The 16,205-nt window shown below is 50.1% G+C and carries 16 protein-coding genes; 9 read left to right on the top strand and 7 right to left on the bottom strand.

The features are described from left to right. Positions 1-159: 159 nt before the first annotated feature. The 6 genes from napF (at position 160) to nudK (ending at position 5,435) form a co-directional block, all read left to right on the top strand. Complete coding sequence (napF, locus tag OK023_RS10880) at positions 160-657, top strand: ferredoxin-type protein NapF (RefSeq protein ID WP_317692746.1); 498 nt, start codon at positions 160-162, stop codon at positions 655-657. Next, positions 644-910, top strand: a complete 267-nt coding sequence (gene napD / locus OK023_RS10875) for a chaperone NapD (protein ID WP_317697648.1) — start codon at positions 644-646, stop codon at positions 908-910. The genes napF and napD overlap by 14 nt, the downstream gene beginning before the upstream one ends. Next, positions 907-3,393 carry a nitrate reductase catalytic subunit NapA gene (gene napA / locus OK023_RS10870; RefSeq protein WP_317692745.1) on the top strand — a complete coding sequence of 829 codons (2,487 nt, stop codon included), beginning with the start codon at positions 907-909 and terminating at the stop codon, positions 3,391-3,393. The genes napD and napA overlap by 4 nt, the downstream gene beginning before the upstream one ends. A gap of 262 nt (positions 3,394-3,655) precedes the next feature. After that, entirely contained in the window at positions 3,656-4,105 is a 450-nt protein-coding gene (gene napB / locus OK023_RS10865) for a nitrate reductase cytochrome c-type subunit (protein WP_317692744.1), read from the top strand. An 11-nt stretch (positions 4,106-4,116) separates the two neighbouring features. After that, on the top strand, positions 4,117-4,734 hold the full coding sequence (gene napC / locus OK023_RS10860) for a cytochrome c-type protein NapC (RefSeq protein ID WP_317692743.1): 618 nt from the start codon (positions 4,117-4,119) through the stop codon (positions 4,732-4,734). A gap of 125 nt (positions 4,735-4,859) precedes the next feature. Next, positions 4,860-5,435 (top strand): GDP-mannose pyrophosphatase NudK, encoded by a 576-nt coding sequence (gene nudK / locus OK023_RS10855; protein ID WP_317692742.1) that lies wholly within the window; start codon positions 4,860-4,862, stop codon positions 5,433-5,435. A 127-nt stretch (positions 5,436-5,562) separates the two neighbouring features. Here the strand turns inward: nudK and tal are convergent, their stop codons facing one another. Next, a complete protein-coding gene (gene tal, locus OK023_RS10850; RefSeq protein WP_317692741.1) occupies positions 5,563-6,513 on the bottom strand; it encodes a transaldolase in 951 nt (316 codons plus the stop codon). 471 nt (positions 6,514-6,984) lie between these two features. On the opposite strand from tal, the gene maeB reads away from it, so the two are divergent. Beyond that, entirely contained in the window at positions 6,985-9,264 is a 2,280-nt protein-coding gene (gene maeB / locus OK023_RS10845) for an NADP-dependent oxaloacetate-decarboxylating malate dehydrogenase (RefSeq protein ID WP_317692740.1), read from the top strand. A gap of 91 nt (positions 9,265-9,355) precedes the next feature. Here the strand turns inward: maeB and mmuM are convergent, their stop codons facing one another. From mmuM to amiA, 5 genes are all read right to left on the bottom strand, one after another. Further along, positions 9,356-10,294, bottom strand: a complete 939-nt coding sequence (gene mmuM / locus OK023_RS10840) for a homocysteine S-methyltransferase (protein WP_317692739.1) — start codon at positions 10,292-10,294, stop codon at positions 9,356-9,358. Beyond that, positions 10,284-11,699: an S-methylmethionine permease gene (mmuP, locus tag OK023_RS10835; protein ID WP_317692738.1), complete on the bottom strand. Its 1,416-nt coding sequence runs from the start codon at positions 11,697-11,699 to the stop codon at positions 10,284-10,286. Before mmuP ends, mmuM begins: the two co-directional genes overlap by 11 nt. 93 nt (positions 11,700-11,792) lie before the next feature. Then, positions 11,793-12,248 (bottom strand): YaiI/YqxD family protein, encoded by a 456-nt coding sequence (locus OK023_RS10830; RefSeq protein ID WP_317692737.1) that lies wholly within the window; start codon positions 12,246-12,248, stop codon positions 11,793-11,795. After that, complete coding sequence (gene hemF, locus OK023_RS10825; protein ID WP_317692736.1) at positions 12,248-13,168, bottom strand: oxygen-dependent coproporphyrinogen oxidase; 921 nt, start codon at positions 13,166-13,168, stop codon at positions 12,248-12,250. Before hemF ends, OK023_RS10830 begins: the two co-directional genes overlap by 1 nt. A gap of 69 nt (positions 13,169-13,237) precedes the next feature. After that, a complete protein-coding gene (gene amiA / locus OK023_RS10820) occupies positions 13,238-14,128 on the bottom strand; it encodes an N-acetylmuramoyl-L-alanine amidase AmiA (protein ID WP_317692735.1) in 891 nt (296 codons plus the stop codon). Positions 14,129-14,435: 307 nt separating this feature from the next. Between amiA and OK023_RS10815 the strand changes: the two genes are divergently transcribed. Next, positions 14,436-14,861: a GNAT family acetyltransferase gene (locus tag OK023_RS10815; RefSeq protein WP_317692734.1), complete on the top strand. Its 426-nt coding sequence runs from the start codon at positions 14,436-14,438 to the stop codon at positions 14,859-14,861. A gap of 120 nt (positions 14,862-14,981) precedes the next feature. Here the strand turns inward: OK023_RS10815 and OK023_RS10810 are convergent, their stop codons facing one another. Then, complete coding sequence (locus OK023_RS10810; RefSeq protein WP_317692733.1) at positions 14,982-15,368, bottom strand: YgiW/YdeI family stress tolerance OB fold protein; 387 nt, start codon at positions 15,366-15,368, stop codon at positions 14,982-14,984. Positions 15,369-15,637: 269 nt separating this feature from the next. On the opposite strand from OK023_RS10810, the gene OK023_RS10805 reads away from it, so the two are divergent. Next, a complete protein-coding gene (locus tag OK023_RS10805; RefSeq protein ID WP_317692732.1) occupies positions 15,638-16,102 on the top strand; it encodes a DUF2919 domain-containing protein in 465 nt (154 codons plus the stop codon). Positions 16,103-16,205: the final 103 nt, after the last annotated feature.

Genomic DNA, 16,205 nt, shown 5'->3' with positions numbered 1-16,205 from the left:
ATTTACCCATATTAGACTGTGTCCCTCAATTGACACCCATTGAGCGTCAGCGGCGCTCGCGCATAATGAAGGAACACAGCGTGGTGATCAGAGAACAATAAAAAATTATCGCTTTACTTTATACATCCTATATGTTCCTAACATTTAAGGAAAAACCCTATGGCCGAATTGTCGCGACGCAGATTGCTCAGCGGACAATGGCGTCATCGTTCCGATGTAATCCGCCCCCCGTGGTCGTGCGAACCCTCCCTTTTTACTGCTGGCTGCACCCGATGTCAGGATTGTATTAATGCCTGTGAAACTGGCGTGTTGATCGCAGGCAGTGGTGGTTTTCCCGAGATCAATTTTCAGCTTGCCGAATGTACTTTTTGCCGAAAGTGTGCAGATGCCTGTGAGGTTCAGCTGTTTTATCCGCCGCAGTATCAACCCTGGCAGCATGTGGTGACCTTTACCGCCCTTTGTCTGGCGTTGCAGGGGGTAGAATGCCGGAGCTGTCAGGATAGCTGTGAAACGCAGGCAATCCGTTTCCGCCCTCGTTTAGGGGGCATCGCCCAACCAACCTTGGATACGGCAGCATGCAATGGCTGCGGTGCTTGTGTTGTCGGTTGCCCAACCATGGCAATAGTCATAACCCGGAGTGAGAATAATGAGCAATGAATGGCATGTCAGTGGGTTGATGGTCCAGGCCCGGTCAGAAAAATTCCCCGCGCTTATTCCAGCGCTGTTGGCGATCCCTGAGACCGAAATTCCGGTTTCAGACCAGCAGCAGGGCAAACTGGTCGTGCTTATGCAGGCAGAACGCTCTCAGGCGCTGTTGGAAAAAATTGAGTCGGTACGCAACCTTGACGGTGTGCTGGCAGTGTCGCTGGTTTATCACCAGCAGGATGAGCAAGGTGAGGTAACACCATGAAACTCAGTCGTCGAGACTTCATGAAAGCCAACGCAATAGCTGCGGCTGCGGCAGCTGCCGGGCTGACGATCCCAACGGTGGCACAAGCCGTGGTCGGCAGTGCCGACGAAATTAAGTGGGATAAAGCGCCTTGCCGTTTCTGCGGCACTGGCTGCGGTGTTCTGGTTGGTACGCAGAATGGTCGTATCGTTGCCTCACAGGGCGATCCTGAATCTCCAGTAAACCGTGGCCTCAACTGCATCAAAGGCTATTTCCTGCCCAAAATCATGTACGGCGAAGATCGTCTGACGCAGCCTATGTTGCGTATGAAGAACGGCCAGTACGATAAAGAAGGCGAATTTACGCCTATTAGTTGGGATCAGGCTTTTAATGTTATGGCCGAAAAGTTCAAAGGGGCACTGAAGGAGAAAGGCCCTGGGTCAGTAGGGATGTTTGGCTCCGGTCAGTGGACGGTATGGGAAGGCTATGCTGCTGCCAAGCTGTTCAAAGCCGGTTTTCGTTCGAACAATATTGACCCGAACGCACGCCATTGTATGGCTTCTTCAGTGGTTGGCTTTATGCGTACCTTTGGTATGGATGAGCCGATGGGTTGCTATGATGATATCGAGCACGCCGATGCATTTGTGCTTTGGGGCTCCAATATGGCGGAAATGCACCCTATTCTGTGGTCGCGTATTACCAATCGCCGTCTTGGTAACGATAAGGTCAACGTTTCGGTACTTTCTACCTTTGAACACCGTAGTTTCGAACTGGCGGATAATGCCATGGTGTTTACCCCACAGACCGATCTGGTGATTATGAATTATATCGCCAACTACATTATTCAGAATAATGCGGTCGATCAGGCGTTTCTCAAACAACACGTCAATATCCACAAAGGTGCCACCGATATTGGTTATGGGCTGCGCCCAGCGCACCCTTTGGAAAAAGCAGCGAAGAATCCAGGCAGCGATGCTTCGGAGCCGATGAGTTTTGAAGACTACAAAGCGTTTGTAGCGGAGTACACGCTGGAAAAAGCCTCAAAAATGAGCGGAGTACCCAAAGATCAACTGGAAGCGCTGGCAAAACTGTATGCCGATCCCAAAGTGAAAGTGGTCTCTTACTGGACCATGGGTTTCAATCAGCATACTCGCGGCGTCTGGGCTAATAACCTGTGTTACAACCTGCATCTGCTGACCGGTAAGATATCTAAACCTGGTAGTGGACCGTTTTCTCTCACTGGACAGCCTTCCGCCTGCGGTACCACGCGTGAGGTGGGAACTTTCTCACACCGTCTGCCGGCGGACATGGTAGTCACCAATGAGAAACATCGCCAGATTGCTGAACAAAAATGGCAGCTGCCTGCCGGTACTATCCCGGACAAAGTCGGGCTGCATGCGATCGCACAGGATCGTGCGTTGAAAGACGGCACGTTGAACGTTTATTGGGTGATGTGTAACAACAACATGCAGGCTGGCCCAAATATCGACCAAGATCGTATGCCTGGCTGGCGCGATCCTCGTAACTTTATTGTGGTCTCCGATCCCTATCCCACGGTGAGTGCGTTGTCTGCTGACCTGATCCTGCCAACGGCAATGTGGGTCGAAAAAGAGGGTGCTTATGGGAATGCCGAGCGCCGTACTCAGTTCTGGCGTCAGCAGGTGAAGGCACCAAGCGAGGCTAAATCTGACTTATGGCAACTGGTGACATTCTCCAAGCGTTTTAAAGTGGAAGAGGTTTGGCCAGATGAGTTACTCAATAAAAAGCCAGAATACCGTGGCAAAACGTTGTACGACGTCCTGTTTGCCAATGGTGAAGTCAATAAGTACAAGCTAGACGAGATACCGGCTGAACAGCTAAACGATGAATCGCGTGAGTTCGGTTATTACATCCAGAAAGGGCTGTTTGAGGAGTATGCCGGTTTTGGGCGCGGCCATGGTCACGATTTGGCACCGTTCGATATCTATCATCAGGTGCGTGGTCTGCGCTGGCCGGTGGTTGATGGTAAAGAGACGCTGTGGCGTTACCGCGAAGGTACCGATCCTTTTGTGAAGGTGGGGGAAAGCGTGCGCTTTTACGGTAAACCAGACGGTAAGGCAGTGATCTTTGCACTGCCGTACGAACCCGCAGCGGAAAGCCCGGATCAGGAATATGATTTATGGCTGTCAACAGGCCGTGTACTGGAACATTGGCATACTGGGTCAATGACCCGCCGCGTACCGGAATTACACCGGGCCTTCCCTGAAGCGGTGCTGTTTATCCATCCGCTGGATGCCAAGAGTCGCAACCTGCGCCGCGGTGACAAAGTTAAAGTCGTCTCACGCCGTGGTGAAATGGTGAGTATTGTCGAAACTCGTGGCCGGAACCGCCCACCGCAAGGATTGGTGTTTATGCCATTCTTTGATGCGGCGCAGTTGGTTAACAATCTGACGTTGGACGCAACCGATCCTCTGTCTAAAGAAACTGACTTCAAGAAGTGTGCCGTAAAACTGGAGAAGGTTTAAGTCTTAGAAGGTGCCAGCAACGAGATAAGGCATCAGCGCGGTGAGAAGCCGTTGCAGTCATTGAGGGATACGGCCAGTCGCGGATATTGCTGCAAAGTCTGCTGGTTGTGTGCATCGCTGATGTGGCCATTTTGCCACATCAGCACCTTGTATTGAGTGTTTGGCAGAGGTGCTTGCGTTGCCTGCAGACGTTGTGTCCGCGGTTGTGCTGAACACACGTATGCGAAATCAAGACCAAATTTTATTATTCGGGAGCCAAAAAATGAAAAGCCCTGTCCTGAAAAAGCACCTTTCCCTATGGGGGGCGCTGTTAACACTGGTGGTTGCCAGCATCGCTTTTGCTGCCAGTGATGTGGACCTCCAGAAATCGCCTGAGGTTTCCGGTACCGCAGAAGGGAAAGTTAACATGCCGAAACAGCAAGAGAAAATGGCGCTGAACTACGTGAATCAGCCACCGTTGATCCCGCACAGTATTGACGGCTATCAGATCAGTAGAAACACCAACCGCTGTTTACAGTGTCATGGTGTTGAACACTATCGCACCACGGGCGCACCACGGGTCAGCCCAACACACTTTATGGACAGCGATGGCAAGGTGTTGGGAGAGGTGTCTCCACGTCGTTATTTCTGTCTGCAATGCCACGTACCACAAACCGATGCTGCACCCATCGTCGGTAACAATTTCAAGCCGATGCCTGGCTTTGGTCACTAAGCGGGGGAGCTATGGCCGAACGTAATAATGAAACATCAGAGAAAAAGGTCGGGCCGATCCGCCGTTTATGGCGTTGGTGGCGTAAGCCAAGCAGGCTGGCTCTGGGGACGTTGTTGTTGATAGGGTTTGTTGCGGGGATCGTCTTTTGGGGCGGTTTTAATACTGGAATGGAAATGGCTAACACTGAAAAATTCTGTATCAGTTGCCACGAAATGCGTGAAAACGTCTATCAAGAGTATATGCACACGGTGCATTACAGTAACCGCAGTGGTGTGCGTGCAACCTGCCCGGATTGCCACGTACCCCATGAGTGGGGGCCGAAGATGTTACGTAAGATGAAGGCCAGTAAAGAACTGTATGCCAAGGTGTTTGGCCTGATTGATACGCCGCAGAAATTCGAGGAACACCGTTTAACTATGGCCAACAATGAATGGGCCCGCATGAAAGCCAATAACTCGCAGGAATGCCGTAACTGCCATAACTTTGAGTATATGGACTTTACCGCGCAGAAAACGGTGGCGGCTAAAATGCACAACAAAGCGATCGATGAAGGTAAAACCTGCATTGACTGCCATAAAGGTATAGCGCACAAGTTGCCAGATATGCGCAATGTTCCTACCGGCTTCTGATGCCTGACTCATAAAACCCCCGCAGTGCTGAAGAGCCTGCGGGGGTTTTTGTTGCAAATCACTCTGTGCTGCGTTTTGCTATCAGCATTCGGTTGATCGCCCTCAAGCAACGGAAGATAAATTTTATGCCATCAAAAATTACAAATATCAGAAAACAGCTGTTATCGAACAATTGGTATGTACTGAACAAATACACCTTTGATTTAAAACGCAAGGACGGTGGATGGGTTGAACAGGAGCGTGAGGTTTATGACCGGGGCAATGGAGCAACGATCCTGCTGTATAACCGTGCTATGGGAACGGTGGTGTTAACCCATCAATTCCGCATGCCAACCTATTTGAATGGCAACGCCAATGGCATGCTGTTGGAAGCCTGTGCAGGGTTGCTGGATAATGATTCACCGGAGCAGTGTGTCCGCCGTGAGGCGGTAGAGGAAACCGGTTTCCAGGTATCACAGGTGAAGAAAGTTTTTGAAGCCTATATGTCGCCGGGCGGGGTTACGGAGTTGATACATTTCTTTATTGCTGAATATCAGAGTAATGAACGCCAAACGCCGGGAGGCGGCATTGAAGATGAAGATATTGAGGTCGTAGAATTGCCATTCAGCGAAGCGGTAGCGATGGTTGCTGATGGCCGAATCAAGGACGGTAAAACTATTATGCTGTTGCAGTATTTGCAGATCCATCGGGTGATGGAATAGGTTTTCTCTTTCGGCATCAGCGAACTCCGTTGTTACACCCTAACAGACATTTGCCGATTGTCTTTAGCAAAAAGCCCTCGTCAGAGGGCCGTAAACTCAACGTAGGGGAGCGGGAAACCGTCCGGAATTACAGCTCAGCTGCCAGCATGTCTTCCAGTTTTTGCTGGTCGACGGCAAACAGACGGATACCTTCGGCCAGCTTTTCTACTGCCATAGCATCCTGATTATGCAGCCAGCGGAACTCTGCTTCAGCCAGCGGTGCCGGTTGGTAAAACGCTTCGGTTGACGGTGTGAGTTTACGCTCAACCGGTTGTTGATTTTGTTTGAGTTGTTCCAGTAGATTCGGAGCGATCGTCAAACGGTCACAACCTGCTAGCGCCAGGATCTGCTCTACTTTACGGAAGCTGGCACCCATGATCACGGTTTGGTAACGATGCTGTTTGTAGTATTCATAAATGGCGCGAACAGATTTCACACCTGGGTCCTGCTCTGCATCGTAGTCAGTCATCGGTTGCTTTGCCTGATACCAATCATAGATCCGGCCAACGAATGGAGAGATCAGGAAGACACTCGCTTCGGCACAGGCTCGAGCCTGAGCAAAAGAGAACAGCAGCGTCAGATTGGTATTAATACCTTCTCTTTCCAATTCTTCAGCGGCCTTGATGCCTTCCCAGGTTGCTGCCAGTTTGATCAAAATACGGGATTTATCGATCCCTTGTGCTTTATACATCCCGATCAGCTTACGCGCTTTTGCTACACACATACCGCGATCGAAGGACATACGGGCATCCACTTCAGTGGAAATACGCCCTGGAACGCTTTTCAGGATTTCTACACCGATATTCACTGCCAATTTGTCACAGGCGTTAATCAGTTGAGTTTCTTTGCTACCGCCCTGCTGGCGTGCGTAGTTCAGTGCTTCAGCAATTAGAGGTCTGTATTGAGGCAGCGCGGCTGCTTTTAGGATCAAGGACGGATTGGTCGTGGCGTCTTGCGGTTCGAACTGGCGTATTGACTCAATATCACCGCTGTCTGCTACCACGACGGTTAGCTGTTTGAGTGCGTCTAATTGGTTCATTTGTAAGCTCCTTGCCCAACGTCATTACAAGTAAATGAGAACAATTTTCATCATAGGGATTACACTGCACCAAATGTTCAATAAATGAAATGATCCTTTCTTGATTATTACAATTGGTAACATCAATAAACACTATTCGGAAGTGTATTCAAACTGCAGCTAGAGGGCAACTGAGCGAAAAATCGGTCAGGAACAGATTTAACGCGGTTTGGGTGACACGCTGGTTTTTGTCTGAAATATCGGTTTTTGCAGCAAAGAAATGTGGTACAGCAACTGACAGCTGACGATTTTTTGTTCTGTCCAGCTTTGTTTAAGGGGGCATCTGCAAATTTCGCTCAAGGTTATGGCGCGCTTCAAAGTTTGTGATTATTCCCCCACTATACTAGTTTGGCGTTATTTACCGCCATATTTCGAATTATCTAGGGTATAGCCTTACCTCAACATAAAAGCAGAAAAGCAAAGGAATCCATAATGGACGAACAGCTCAAACAGAGTGCTCTTGATTTCCATCAGTTTCCTGTCCCAGGGAAGATACAAGTGTCACCAACCAAACCGTTGGCAACCCAGCGCGATCTGGCTTTGGCCTATTCGCCGGGTGTGGCAGCGCCCTGTCTGGAAATTGCTGCCGACCCTCTGGCTGCCTATAAATATACGGCAAAAGGTAACTTGGTTGCGGTGATCTCCAACGGTACGGCCGTGTTGGGGCTGGGTAATATAGGGGCACTAGCCGGTAAACCGGTGATGGAAGGCAAAGGTGTTCTGTTTAAGAAGTTTTCCGGTATTGACGTGTTCGATATCGAAGTTGATGAGCATGATCCTGACAAACTGATTGACGTGATTGCGGCGCTGGAACCGACTTTCGGCGGTATCAACCTCGAAGATATCAAGGCGCCAGAGTGTTTCTATATTGAGAAAAAATTGCGCGAACGTATGAATATTCCGGTATTCCATGACGATCAGCACGGGACAGCCATTATTACGACCGCCGCGGTGCTGAACGGCCTGCGAGTGGTGAAAAAGAATATCTCTGACGTTCGTCTGGTGGTTTCTGGGGCGGGTGCTGCTTCTATTGCCTGCCTTAACCTGTTGGTCGCACTGGGCTTGGGCAAGCATAACATTACCGTTTGTGATTCCAAGGGCGTTATCTACAAAGGTCGTGACGCCCAAATGGAGGAAACCAAAGCGGCGTATGCTATCGCGGATAATGGCCAGCGTACGTTAGGGGATGCTATCCCAAATGCCGATATTTTCCTGGGATGCTCAGGCCCAGGCGTATTGACGCAGGATATGGTGAAAACCATGGCGCGAGATCCGTTGATCATGGCGCTTGCCAATCCAGAACCAGAAATCCTGCCACCGTTGGCCAAAGCAGTACGCCCGGATGCGATCATTTGTACCGGGCGTTCCGATTTCCCAAACCAGGTGAACAACGTTCTCTGCTTCCCATTCATTTTCCGTGGTGCACTGGATGTTGGGGCAACGACCATTAACGAAGAAATGAAGCTGGCTTGCGTACATGCGATTGCCGATCTGGCGTTGGCAGAGCAGAGTGATGTAGTTGCTTCGGCATATGGCGATCAGGATCTCTCCTTTGGCCCAGAATACATCATTCCTAAACCCTTCGATCCACGTCTGATTGTTAAAATTGCGCCTGCGGTGGCCAAGGCCGCTATGGATTCCGGCGTAGCGCTGCGTCCAATCGAAGACCTCGATGCTTACGTTGAGAAACTGACAGAGTTCGTCTACACAACCAACCTGTTCATGAAACCGATCTTCTCGCAGGCCAAGAAAGAGATGAAGCGCGTAGTGATGGCTGAGGGTGAAGAAGAGCGTGTACTGCATGCCACGCAGGAAATGGTATCACAAGGGTTGGCTTACCCGATTTTGGTTGGGCGTCCGAACGTGATCGAAATGCGTTTGAAGAAACTAGGCCTGCAATTGACACCGGGCAAAGATTTTGAAGTGGTGAATAACCAATCTGATCCGCGTTTCAAGGAATACTGGGGTGAGTATTACCAGATTATGAAGCGTCGTGGCGTTTCACAGGAACAGGCCCGCCGTGCGGTGATCGGCAACCCAACGCTAGTCGCTGCCATCATGTTGCACCGTGGGGAAGCCGACGCCATGATCTGTGGCACTATCGGTAGCTACCATGAACATTATGAGGTGGTCGAAAAAGTGTTTGGTTTCCGCGAAGGATCGAACGTTGCTGGCGCAATGAATGCTTTATTGCTGCCTAGCGGCAATACATTTATTGCGGATACTTACGTTAATGACGACCCGACTCCGGAGCAACTGGCAGAAATTACGCTCATGGCGGCGGAAACGGTACGCCGCTTTGGTATTGAACCTAAAGTAGCGCTGTTGTCGCACTCAAGCTTTGGATCATCCAACGGTGCGTCGGCGAACAAGATGCGCAGAACGCTGGAGCTGGTAAATCAGATGGCTCCGAATCTGGAGATCGACGGTGAAATGCACGGCGACGCTGCGCTAGTGGAAAGCATCCGTCATGATCTGATGCCGGACAGTCCGCTGAAAGGGGCTGCCAACGTGCTGATCATGCCGAACGTGGAAGCAGCACGTATCAGTTACAACCTGCTGCGCGTCTCATGTTCTGAAGGGGTAACAGTCGGACCGGTATTGATGGGGGTAGCCAAACCAGTACACATTCTGACGCCGATCGCTTCGGTGCGTCGCATTGTCAATATGGTGGCTCTGGCGGTGGTAGAAGCACAGACTCAGCCACTCTAAATAACGGTATGAAAAAGCCCCCAGCAACCGTGTCCGAAGGGGGCTTTTTTTGCTTACTTTTGATTCTGACGCTACAAACGGTTGGGATATTTTATGCCTTGCAATGTTCGACAATGGCTCGAATGTCAGCCGGTGTGGTGCGGCAGCAACCACCGATTAATCGGGCACCTGTACTTTGCCACCCTGCAATCTGACCAACCAGATGGCCCTGTTGATTGTCACATTGATGCCAGGTTTTACTCACCGGATCGTACTGCTCACCAGAATTAGGGTAAACCAGTAACGGTTTCTTACTCAGCGTAGCGAAGTGCTGCAAGGCAGAGGCTACGTTTTCCAAGGCAATGCAGTTGATCCCGATGGCTAATGCTTGCGGGTTGGCTTCCAACACGGTCACCACGTTTTTCAGTGGTGTACCGTCACTCAGATGTTGACTATCTCGCAGCGTGAAAGAGAACCAGGCACCCAACGTCGGAAATTCTTTTAATAGCGCCAGCAGAGCAAGCAACTCCGCAAAAGAAGGCAGCGTTTCGCATGCCAACAGGTCAACCCCGGCCTTGGCTAGCGCATTAATTCGTGGGCGATGGAAAGCCATCATCTCTTCTTGTGGCAAGTGATAATCACCGCGATACTCGGAGCCGTCAGCCAGATAGGCCCCATAAGGCCCAACAGAACCTGCGACTAACAAAGGTGATGTTTGCGGGTGTAGAGCCAGATAATCGCTACGTGCCTGTTGCGCCAGTTGTACACTCTTGGCGATCAGGGTTAATGATTGTTGCTCATCCAGGCCACGGGCTAGAAAACCTTGTGGCGTTGCTTGATAGCTGGCGGTAATGGCGCATTGGGCACCAGCTGAGAAGTAATCCAGATGTACCTGATAAATTAACTGTGGGTTTTCAATCAGTACTTTTGCCGACCATAGCGGGTCGGTGAGATCGCAACCGCGAGCTTCCAGTTCGGTAGCTAATGCGCCGTCTAAGATCAAGGTGCGATTATCAGCCAGTAGTGGGATTAGGGGATTATTAACCGACATGCTTTTCTCCAGTATTCAGTGGTTTTCTCTCCCCGACGCTGCGGGTTAAGTAATAGGCTAGATAACAAATCGCAATAAATGGCAGGCCACAGTACAACGCAATGCGTTGTTCAGGATCGAACGCCAGGCCAATACAGGCCAGTAAACACAGGACAAAACCGACGATTGGCGTCAACGGGTAACCTGGAGCACGGTATTTCAGCCCTGTGATGGGTTGACCGCTGCATAGATATCGGCGGCGGAAGGCGTAATGCGCAGCACAGATACTTAGCCAGACGGCAACAACCGCAAAGCCGGAAATAGCGGACAGTGCCACAAATACCGTGTCGGGAGCAATCACGCTGGTCAGCAGAGCCAACACGCCACCGAGCATACTGAACGTCAGTGCATTAATTGGGATACCGCGTGCGTTTATGCGGGAAAAATAAATCGGTAGCGTGCCTTGATTTGCCAGTGACCATAGCATGCGTCCCGAAGCGTAAAGTCCTGAGTTAGCAGCTGAGAGAATAGCCGTTAGGATCACGAAATTGAAAATATCGGCGGCGTAAGGAACCCCGATACGTTCAAATACCAACACAAAAGGACTTTTGACCACCCCGGCCTGTTCCATTGGGATGAGAGCAGCAAGCACAAAGACCGTGCCAATGAAGAACAGCATCAGGCGGACCACTGTGGTACGGATGGCTAAAGGCACGACCTTCTCAGGATTTTTGGTTTCGCCTGCTGCAATGCCGATCAGTTCGGTTCCAGAAAAGGCAAAATTGACGGCTACCATGGTCATCAGGATTGGCAGTGTGCCATTTGGCAACCAGCCCGATGCCATAAGATTATGCAGGAAAGGGGCGGGTGTGCCGTCCTTCATCGGTATCAGGCCAAATATGGCACATCCCCCCAAGACAATAAATGCCAGGATAGTGATGACCTTGATCAGGGAAAACCAGAATTCGCTTTCGGCAAAGAATCGGCTGGTCACGACATTCAGCAGGAAAATGGTCAGGCAGAAAATCAGGCACCACAGCCATACTGGGGATTGTGGAAACCAGTATTGCATGCAGAAACCGGCAGCGGTTAGGCTGGAGCCTAGCGCAACGGTCCAGGTCAGCCAATACAGCCAGGCCACAGTATAGCCGGTTGCAGGGCCAAGATAACGCGCTGCATAGACGTGAAAAGCCCCGGTTTCTGGCATAGCGACAGCAAGCTCACCCAGACATAACATCACCAGATACACCACCAACGCGCCGATTAAATAGGCTAACAGGGTGCCCAGCGCTCCGGTGGTGGAAATAATATAGCCAGTGTTGAAAAATAGCCCGGTGCCGATCACGCCGCCTAACGACAGCATTACCAAGTGCCGTGCTTTCATGGTGCGTTTGAATTGACCTTCAGAGGGAGCAGCCGATTGCATAACATTCTATCTATGTAGACGTCTAAATGGCTAACTTTATACCCCTAATCCTACTTGAAATCAACGCAAGTATCGCAATGATACGATGGGCCATTAAGTGGCTTGTTTCGCCTGTTGCAACCATTTATCTAATTCATTGGCGAACTGCTGACGGTCGCGTTGGTTAAGCGTGTTTGGCCCACCGGTCTGTATCCCGCTGGAACGTAGGGTATCCATAAAGTCACGCATATTCAGGCGTTCACGAATAGTGTCTGGCGTGTAACGCTCACCGCGCGGATTGAGTGCAATGGCGCCTTTTTCTATCACTTCTGCGGCCAGAGGAATATCAGCGGTGATCACCAGATCGTTGGGTTGACAACGATGCACAATTTCATTGTCTGCCACATCAAAACCTGCGGCGACCTGCAACGTGCGAATAAACTTAGACGGTGGCGTACGCAGCGGCTGATTGGCAACTAACGTTACGGGTATGGAGGTACGCTCGGCGGCACGGAACAGCACTTCTTTAATCACGTTCGGACAGGCGTCTGCATCTACCCAAATCTGCATTATTTTTGCTCCTGTAACCAGTCGCGTACGGGAAGAAAATCACGGTACAGCGCTGCTTCATGGCTGTTTTCATCAGGCTGATAGTTGTATTCCCAACGAACCAGTGGGGGCATCGACATCAGAATGGATTCGGTGCGGCCACCGGTCTGCAGGCCGAACAAGGTACCGCGGTCCCAGACCAGATTAAACTCTACGTAACGGCCACGGCGGTATAATTGGAACTGGCGTTGGCGATCGCTCCAGGGTAGTGCCCGGCGTTTCTCCACGATAGGTAGATAAGCATCCAAGAAGCCTTCGCCAACCGCGCGGGTAAAGGCAAAACAGGTATCAAAATCGGGAGTATTCAGATCGTCAAAAAATAGTCCCCCTATGCCGCGTGCTTCGTTGCGGTGTTTGATAAAGAAATAATCGTCGCACCATTTCTTGTATTTGGGGTAAATATCGTTACCAAACGGTTCACAAAGTTGATGTGCTGTGTGATGCCAGTGTATGGCGTCTTCCTCAAAACCATAAAACGGTGTCAGATCGAATCCACCACCAAACCACCACACAGGTTCCTCCCCCGGCTTTTCGGCAATAAAGAACCGCACGTTAGCATGACTGGTAGGAATGTAGGGGTTGAGAGGATGGATCACCAAGGAAACCCCCATGGCTTGGAAACTGCGACCGACCAGCTCGGGGCGATGTGCGGTAGCAGAAGCGGGAAGCGTACTGCCGGAAACGTGGGAGAAATTCACCCCTGCCTGCTCGAACACGGCACCCTGGGTAAGCACCCGACTGCGGCCTCCACCCCCTTCTTCACGCGTCCAGCGATCTTCGTTAAAACTTGCTCCGCCGTCGGCTAGCATCAATTGGTCACAAATGTGATCTTGCAGCGCCAGCAAAAAGGATTTTACTGCAGCAATGGAGGGGAAACTCATACGGTTTATTCACAACATATGACTGAACAGGGCAACAAGTATATATGTTTCACCCGGCAAATAGCAGGATTAGCGTGGTTTTCGTTGGTGTGCATCGTAATAATGGAGAAAATCGATCACGCCGTCGGCAATGGCGCGTGCGATTTTTTCGCGAAAAGCCGTCGTACCCAGCAAGCGTTCTTCATGGGGATTGGTAATAAACGCCGATTCAATCAGCACTGAAGGAATAGAAGGGGATTTCAATACTGCAAATGCAGCCTGTTCGGTATATTCACTGTGCAGATGATGTACTGGGCGGATTTGCCCCAGTACATGGCGACCAAGCGTCAGGCTGTTATTGATGGTGTCGGTTTGTACCAAATCAAATAGCACCTGTTGCAGGTAGTTGTCCTGGTGTTTGTATTTGCTGCCCGCTATCTGGTCGGCGGCATTTTCTCGTTTGGAAAGGTAACGTGCCATGGTGCTACTGGCACCGCGATTGGAGAGAGCAAAGACCGAAGCCCCCGTAGCTTCTGGGCGGGTAAAACCGTCGGCATGAATCGAAATAAACAGATCTGCCTGATGGTGGTGGGCGATCTCTACTCGCTGGAACAGCGGAATAAACTCATCCTTTTCCCGTGTTAGACGAGCTTCCACATGGTTGTGCTGGTGTAAAAAACGGCGCACGTGGTTAGCGATTTCCAGTACTACGTGTTTTTCCTGCGAGCCTTCGTGCCCAACGGCACCGGAATCTATACCTCCGTGACCGGGGTCGATCATCACTAATCTCTTACTGCCGCTGGTTTTCGGTGCTAGCTTATCGTGTGGGCTATGCAACATATTGCCGTGGTGGGCGGCAAGGGCTTTTGGCATTTTCCCCGCTAGCAAGGTGAGCGCTATTGCTGACGTTAAAAACTGACGGCGTGTTGTTGACGCAGTGAAGGGGAGGAAATTGAGAAAAGATTGACTCTTTTTGTTCATTACATACGTTTTCCACACAATAAGCTTACTTTTCTGGTTATAACGTATAGAACGCGATTAATCGACGTGATAAATATTGCTATTTATTACTTCATCACTCAATACAGTATGGAAATCGGCGGCCTGAAGGGAAATCACAACGATGTGATTTCAAATAGATTTGATGCGGCTAGCGGCAGCCTCGAATCAGGTAGCTACTACCCTACAGCTTGAAAGGCAACGGGTATAAATGACAGTTTGATATTGCGTAACGGAATAATCCCGTGATAATCACATAATCCTATTAAAAGAACATTGGCGAACATGAATGGAAATTCGCATATTTAGACAAGACGACTTTGAAGAGGTCATTACCTTGTGGGAGCGTTGTGACCTACTGCGGCCATGGAACGATCCTGAAATGGATATTGAACGGAAACTGAATCACGATCTGGACTTATTTTTAGTTGCTGAAGTAGGGGGCGAAGTCGTGGGTTCCGTGATGGGGGGCTACGATGGGCATCGTGGTTCGGCCTATTATCTCGGTGTTCACCCTGACTACCGGGGGCGTGGTATCGCCAATGCATTGATTAGCCGGCTTGAGAAAAAGTTGATTGCTCGAGGTTGCCCTAAAATTCAGTTTATGGTGCGTGAAGATAACGACGCCGTTATCGAAATGTATGAAAAACTTGGCTATGAAATACAGGGAATGACAAGCCTGGGTAAACGCTTGATCGAAGATCAGGAATACTAAATAGCCTGATAAACGTGAGTGATGCAGAGGCGGTATTATGCATCACTTTCGTCTGCCTGAAGCGTAAATAAAGCGCTGCTAAAGGGTTCAGGCGGCCGTTTTCACCGCCTAGACAATCAGTTAGTTTACTTTTTTAATGTTTTTTACATCGATTTCCACATTGCTCCACTCTTTATCTACTTTCCCTTCTATCTGTACCTTGTCTTTTGGGCCGACGCTCAGACCGTTCCAACGCTTTTGATCGATCTCTACCGTGATCGTACCGGTAGCATCACGGAAGGTATAGAGTTCATCGCCGACACGCTGTTCGATGTTGCCTTGCAACATTACCCAAGTATCATCGCCCATGGATTTAACCTTATCCACGGTGGTCAGTGTTGCACTTGGGCCGGAAAACCCGCCTTGTTGCTGTGCTTGCGGTGCGTTGTTATCGACGAAGCCGCCTTGCTGGGCGAAAACCGCCGTACTGCACAGCGCAAGCAGTGTTACTAAAGCTATTTTTTTCATCTGAATATTCCTTATCGATGGATAAAAACAATTCCTTCGCGTCCAGTATGGTTCAAACTGACAGCGATGTAGGATTTACTGGGTAAGTTAAGACATAACGGAATTAAAACATAAAGTTCTTAAGAACATCTTAAGTTAAGCAGAAGATTGAAAACCGGGAGAATCGTCTCCATCTCTGACCAGGCTATGCTCCTGAATTGCCAACGGCGCCGCGTACAATTTTGGGGCAGAGGCTGCCACCTATATATAGTATGAGCAAGGAATAGTTTTTGAAGGCATCTGCACACCGGTTTTCACCGGACGATTATGATCAACATGGTTTACTGCGTTTGCCGCTGTGGTTTTGGGCGGTGTTAATTCTGCAGGCCCGTACCTGGATACTGTTTGTAATAGCGGGGGCATCTCGCGCACAGGGTGCCGGTTTGTTGCAACTGTTTTACCCCGATACCCTACGTTTTTGGTACGGTATTTTACTGGGGCTTCCCGCTTCGCTGGCCTTTCTTATTTGTGGCCGTCGGCAGCATTGGCCACGCCTGTGGCGGTTTTGGCGTTGGGGGCTGGCAATGTCCCTTGGGGTAGCATTATTGGTTTCACTTTACACGCTATGGCATCAGGACAGCAACGAGCCTCCCGTCGATATCATATTGGTAATGCTGGATGCACTGGCTCTGAGATATTTGCTACTCAACCAACGTCTGAAAGCCTGTTTTATGTTGCCGGAAGATCGGGATTAATTGCCTGGACGAATGGCACTTTTTCTAATGTATGGACTCCAAGTTGGCAATTAATGACACCGCCTAGAGGCATGCTAACCATTTTGAACTTAAGGAGTTATAA

The organism is Serratia sp. UGAL515B_01 (genome assembly GCF_033095805.1).
Lineage (GTDB): Bacteria > Pseudomonadota > Gammaproteobacteria > Enterobacterales > Enterobacteriaceae > Chania.
The sequence above is the reverse complement of the archived record's forward strand: the minus strand, read 5'-3'. Positions and strand labels throughout refer to the sequence as shown.